Annotated in this window: 1 pseudogene; it reads left to right on the forward strand. The window is 66.5% G+C overall.

What is annotated here, in order from left to right:
- Positions 1 to 77 precede the first annotated feature (77 nt).
- Positions 78 to 1,078: pseudogene (locus ACIQVZ_RS42540) on the forward strand (IS5 family transposase).
- The last annotated feature ends 22 nt before the right edge of the window (positions 1,079 to 1,100 follow it).

Raw genomic sequence — 1,100 nt, forward strand, 5'->3', positions numbered from 1 at the left:
CTAGGGCGCGTATTCGGTCGTGATCAATCTGCGCGATTTACCTTCGCAGCGGGTCCAGTTCCGGTAAACCGTGGTGCGTGACGCGAGCGCAACTGACGGATGCAGAGTGGGTGTTGATCGAGCCGTACTTGCCGATCGGCGAGTACGGCCCGTACCCCGAGCGGCTGCGCCAGCAGTTCGAGGGCGTGATCTGGCGATTCCGGACGGGCGGGCAGTGGCGGGAGATGCCGAAGGAGTTCGGTGCTTGGTCGACCGTCTCCAATCGGTTCCGGCAGTGGAGGGACGCCGGCGTCTTCGAAGCCCTGCTGGAGGGGATGATCGCGGAAGCCGCGAAGCGCGGTGAGGTGGACTTGTCCCTGGTCGGCGTGGACTCCACCACCGTGCGAGCCCACCACGACGCCGCCGGGATGCACCTTGACCCCGACACCATGGCCTCCCTGGAGAAGGCCGTCGACGAGGCGGAGAAGGCACGACAAAAGGGGGAGGCCCGGAGGAACAAGACGGGCGGGACGCCTCAGGTGACCCGAAACGGGAAGAACGGCGACGAATCCGGCGTCGGCACAAGATCCGACTGAAGGAAGCCCTGCTCGGACGCTCCAGGGGTGGGCAGACCAGCAAGATCCATTGCGCCGGCGACCGGAAGTGCCGCCCGCTGGTGTTCATACTGACCCAGGGCCAGGCCGCGGACAGCCCGCAGTTCATCCCCGTGCTGAAGAAGGTACGGGTCCGGGTGCCGGTCGGCCGTCCCCGCACCCGGCCGGACGCGGTCGCCGGGGACAAGGCCTACTCGTCCCGTGGCAACCGCGCCCACCTGCGCAAGCGCCATATCAAGGCGGTCATTCCGGAGAAGAAGGACCAGAGCGCCAACCGGCAGAAGAAGGGCAGCAAGGGCGGCAGGCCCGTCAGCCACGACGCCGAGCTCTACAAGGAGCGCAACACCGTTGAGCGCCTGATCAACAAGCTGAAGGCCTGGCGAGGCATCGCGACCCGGTATGACAAGACCCCGGACAGCTACCTCGCAGGCCTCCACCTCCGTGGCGCGATGATCTGGATCAAGGACCTCACCCGGACCCGTTGATCACGACCGAATACGCGCCCTA

The organism is Kitasatospora sp. NPDC098663 (assembly GCF_044760075.1).
GTDB lineage: Bacteria > Actinomycetota > Actinomycetes > Streptomycetales > Streptomycetaceae > Kitasatospora.